General features: G+C 66.6%; 2 protein-coding genes. Both read left to right on the forward strand.

What is annotated here, in order from left to right:
* The first annotated feature begins 74 nt into the window (after nucleotides 1-74).
* Nucleotides 75-632, forward strand: coding sequence for an ATP/GTP-binding protein (locus tag AB0O28_RS39755; protein WP_363648214.1), 558 nt, complete (start codon nucleotides 75-77; stop codon nucleotides 630-632).
* A 360-nt stretch (nucleotides 633-992) separates the two neighbouring features.
* On the forward strand, nucleotides 993-2233 hold a 1241-nt coding region (locus tag AB0O28_RS39760), incomplete at its 3' end, for a nitrate- and nitrite sensing domain-containing protein (protein ID WP_363648212.1).

Below are 2233 nucleotides of genomic sequence, written 5' to 3' on the forward strand. Positions count from 1 at the left end.
GTTGGAGGCCGGTAAGCCGGATCTGAACTTGCTGGAAAGGGTGCTCAGTGGACTTCGCAGGCTCTAGCCGGGGGCTGACCTCGACGAAGATCGTCATTGCGGGGGGCTTCGGCGTAGGGAAGACGACCTTCGTGGGGGCGGTGTCGGAGATCGTGCCGCTGACGACCGAGGCGGTGATGACCGACGCCTCGGTGGGTGTGGACGATGTGGGGCTGGTGCCCAACAAGACGACCACGACGGTGGCGATGGACTTCGGCCGGGTGTCGCTGGACCAGGACCTGATTTTGTATCTGTTCGGTACACCGGGTCAGCATCGGTTCTGGTTCATGTGGGATGACCTGGTGCGGGGGGCGATCGGTGCGATCGTACTCGTGGATAGCCGGCGACTGGCGGACTGTTTTCCCGCAATTGACTATTTTGAGGAGGCCCGGCTGCCGTTCGTGGTCGCCCTGAACGGCTGGGAGGGGCAATTCATCCACGCGGAGGACGAGATTCGCGAAGCCCTCTCCCTGTCGCCGAACGTGCCCATCGTCCGCACGGACGCCCGGTCCCGCGAGGCGGTGAAGAACACTCTCATCAGCCTGGTGGAGTACGTCCTTACGGTCCGCGCCGCCTATGAGAGGACGCCCTGAAAGCCCTTCGGCCGGCAGGGGACGTATTTCGTCGGCTTGCCGTAAGGACAGAGTCCGGTAATAAGACGGGCACCGTTCTTGGCTGATTATCCCCATTCAGGGGATTTCTTCTGTCATTCGCGCAGAATCTTTTGCTTGGCCTCCGCGCATTCGGCGTGCTGCAATTACCCTTGCTCGCAGGACGTCTCCGATGTCACGGCAACCACATGAGTGACGAGGCGCTCCCCCTTGGGCGCACGTACGGTGGAGGTTGCGAGGCCCGTGAGGACACAAGACCCCAGGCCCGACGAGAGCCCCGGGACCGGGGTTCCCGAGCGGAGGCCCGAAGAAGGAAGCCGAATCCGCCTGCGCAACTGGCGCGTGCGCTCCAGGCTTGTGGCGCTGATCCTCATCCCGACCCTGGCGGCGCTGCTGCTTGGCGGCCTGCGGGTCGTCACGTCGATCAACACGGCGTTCGAGTATCAGCAGATCAGCGACCTGGCACGGCTCGTGGACAAGGTCGCGGGCCTCACCCACGAGCTGCAGTCGGAACGCGACCTGGCCGCCTGGAACGCGACGATCGGCCGCCCGGCGAAGGCGACGGCCGCCGTGCAGGCACAGATCGTTCTTACGAACAAGGCGGCCACCTCCGTCCGTGACCTGGCCAACGAGTTCAGGTCGAAGGTGAACAGCCGCCCCTCCGCCGAGATCCAGCACATCCTCGGCAGGCTCGACGGTGTGGAGTCCCTGCGCGGCCAGGCCATGGAGGGAAACCTCCTCCCGAGAGCCGTGCTGGACCAGTACGGCCTCGTCATCGACACCTTGCTGTCCCTGCAGGACGAGCTGGCGAAGAGCACCCAGGACGACCGGCTCGCCGGCTCCGCCGTCACACTGGCCGCGCTCGCCCGGGCGAAGGAGAACGCCTCCGTGCAGCGCGGCCTGCTGACCACCGTGCTGCCTGTCGGCCGCTTCGAGCAGGACCAGTTGCAGAGCTTCCTCGGTGCCGTGTCCGCTCAGGAGAGCGAACTGCGTGCCTTCCGCAAGAGCGCCACCCCCGAAGAGCGGACCGGCTACGACAATACGGTCACCGGCGGCCAGGTCGACCGGGCGGAGTTCATCCGCACCCTGGTGCTCGGCCGTGCCAACGCGGGCTTTCCACTCAAGGGCCTCGACGTGTCGGAACGCGACGACACCCGCCTGTGGTACGACGCGATGTCGCAGCCCATCAACCGGATGCGCACCGTCGAGGCCAAGCTGACCTCCTCCATCGTGGCCCGGAGCCAGACGCTCAAGGACGACGAGCAGCAGCGGGCCATCATCGTCGCCGTGGCCGTCGCCCTCCTGCTGATCGCGGTGCTGCTCGTCACCACCGGCGTCGCCCGGTCGCTCGTACGCCCGCTGCGGCGGCTGCGCAGTGAGGCGCTGGAGATCGCCGGCAGTCGCCTCCCCGACACGGTCCAGAAGCTGCGGGAGGCCGGCGACACCGCCGAGATCCCGCTCACCGCCCCGATCCAGGTGGTCGGCCGCGACGAGATCGGTGAAGTGGCGCGGGCGTTCGATGAGGTGCATCGGGAGGCTGTGCGGCTGGCGGGTGACGAGGCGCGGTTGCGTAGCAATGTCAA

The organism is Microbispora sp. NPDC088329, assembly GCF_040685655.1.
Taxonomy (GTDB): domain Bacteria; phylum Actinomycetota; class Actinomycetes; order Streptosporangiales; family Streptosporangiaceae; genus Microbispora.